The sequence below is a fragment of the Moorena sp. SIO2C4 genome, from assembly GCF_010672485.1.
GTDB classification, from domain to species: domain Bacteria; phylum Cyanobacteriota; class Cyanobacteriia; order Cyanobacteriales; family Coleofasciculaceae; genus Moorena; species Moorena producens.
The window spans coordinates 1-2626 of record NZ_JAAHGN010001042.1 but is presented as its reverse complement, the minus strand read 5'-3'; the positions used below and the strand labels follow the sequence as shown (position 1 = coordinate 2626).

The 2626-nt window shown below is 49.5% G+C and carries 1 pseudogene; it reads left to right on the top strand.

Annotation, left to right across the window (positions count from 1 at the left end):
* Window positions 1-2436, top strand: a pseudogene (locus F6K20_RS40980) (CHAT domain-containing tetratricopeptide repeat protein); the annotation flags it as partial.
* Window positions 2437-2626: the final 190 nt, after the last annotated feature.

Genomic DNA, 2626 nt, shown 5'->3' with positions numbered 1-2626 from the left:
TTGGCCACCAGCCTCAACAACCTGGCAGGACTGTACGACAGCCAGGGCAGGTACCAAGAGGCCTAACCCCTCTACCGGCAATCCTTAGACCTTAGCAAACGCTTGCTAGGAGAGGAACACCCCCATGTGGCCACCAGCCTCAACAACCTGGCGGGACTGTACTCAAGCCAGGGCAGGTACCAAGAGGCCGAACCCCTCTACCGGCAAGCCTTAGACCTTATTAAACGCTTGCTAGGAGAGGAACACCCCCATGTGGCATTAAGCCTCAACAACCTGGCTTTACTGTACTCAAGCCAGGGCAGGTACCAAGAGGCCGAACCCCTCTACCAGCAAGCCTTAGAGCTTTTGAAACGCTTGCTAGGAGAGGAACACCCCGATGTGGCCACCAGCCTCAACAACCTGGCAACACTGTACTCAAGCCAGGGCAGGTACCAAGAGGCCGAACCCCTCTTACAGCAAGCCTTAGACCTTAGGAAACGCTTGCTAGGAGAGGAACACCCTGATGTGGCAGTCAGCCTCAACAACCTGGGGTTACTGTACTCAAGCCAGGGCAGGTACCAAGAGGCCGAACCCTTCTACCAGCAAGCCTTAGAGCTTTTCAAACGCTTGCTAAGAGAGCAACACCCCGATGTCGCCACCAGCCTCAACAACCTGGCGCTACTGTATTACACCCAAGGTAAGATCACCCCTGCCCTTGAGCTGCTTGAGCAAGGATTGGAGGTAGAAGAACGGAACCTTAACTCTAATTTGGTTGCTGGTCCTGAGCCTCAAAAGCAAAAGTACCTCGATACTATCTCTAGTGGGACAGACGCAGTCATTTCTCTGCACCTCAACGCAGCTCCCAACAATCCCAGAGCAGCCCGTCTGGCTTTGACTACCGTCCTGCGGCGAAAAGGTCGTGTTCTTGATTTCATCACCAATAGCCAGCAAGTCCTGGGTCAACAGTTAGACCCTGAAAGCCAGAGGTTACTGGAAGACCTCAACGCTACCCGCACTCAACTAGCAAACTTGTTCTACAGCCAAGGCTTAGACCCTAAAAGCCCAAGGTTACTGGAAGACCTCAATTCTAACCCCACTCAACAAGCCAATCTGACCTACAACCGACCCCCAAATCTACCTCTTAAATACTATCAAGAGAGGGTTAAGTCTCTCTCTGAACAAGCCCACCAATTAGAGGATCAAATTAGCCGTCGCAGCCCTGACTTTCGCAAAGCTAACCAAAGTGTGACTATCGAAGCCATTCAAAAGCTGATTCCAGCTAATACGGCCCTAGTGGAATTGGTCAAGTATCAACCTTTCAATCCTAAACCGGAAATAGCTAAACCTTTTGGTCCCCCTCGCTACGCTGCCTACGTGCTTCATTCCCAAGGAGACCCCCAGGGCATTGATTTAGGGGAAGTTGAGTTGATTGAATCAGACCTGGAGCTGTTTCGCCTCTCTCTTCAAGACAAAGACACACGCACAGCTCAGTTGAAGCAAGCCGCACGGCAAGTGGATCAGAGGTTGATGGAGCCTGTGCGCAAACTGTTAGGGTCTACTCGATATATCTTACTTTCCCCAGAAGGAGAGCTCAACCTGATTCCCTTTGAAGCCCTGGTGGATCAACAGCAGCAGTATCTGGTAGAAAACTATCGCTTTACTTACCTTACCTCTGGCAGGGACTTACTGAGATTATCCCAGGAATCTGCCAGTCAAACTCCTCCGGTGTTGTTGGGCAATCCTGACTTTGACCGTTCTGCTGGTGAATTGATTGCTAATCAAAATCATAGCAATCTCCCCAGTGCCCACCTTACCCGTTCCATTGACCTCTCAAAGCTGGACTTTTCACCATTACCAGGCACCGCTGAGGAAGTAAAAGAAATCGCTGACATGCTGGGAGTAGACCCTCTACTGGGGGCTAAGGCCACTGAGTCAGCAGTCAAACAAGTCAATAGTCCCTGGATACTGCATATTGCTACCCATGGTTTCTCTGAGAGCACTCCCAATCAAGAACTGCCCACACTCTATGACAATCCCATGCTGTTTTCCGGACTAGTGCTAGCAGGATTTAAGCAGAAGCGAACTGGTGCAGAGAATGGAGTACTCACTGCCTTGGAAGCCGTAGGACTTAAGTTGTCTGGCACGGAGTTGGTGGTCTTATCCGCTTGCGATACCGGTTCCGGACGGATTAGTTCAGGAGAGGGCATCTATGGCTTGCGTCGGGCTTTTGTAATTGCTGGTTCACAAACTCAGCTGATCAGTTTGCGCAAGGTAGAGGATAAAGCCACCAAAGAGCTGATGCTGGCTTACTATCAGCGCTTGCTAGACCAGAACATGGGGCGCACCGAGGCTCTGCGGCAGACCCAACTGGACATGTTGAAAGATCAGAGGTATCAGCATCCTTATTATTGGGCGAGTTTCATTGTTTCGGGGAATTGGGAACCGATGAAGAATTGAGAATGAAGAATTGAGAATTTAGAATTTAGAATGAAGAATTGAGAATGAAGAATTAAGAATGGAGAATGAAGAATTAAGAATTTAGAATGAAGAATTAAGAATTAAGAGGATATCTGAAAAGTTTTTTTATACTGAATTTTGCCCCCCTAGGGCGTGTTTTCAAAGTTTTCCGCAAGATTATGATCACCCC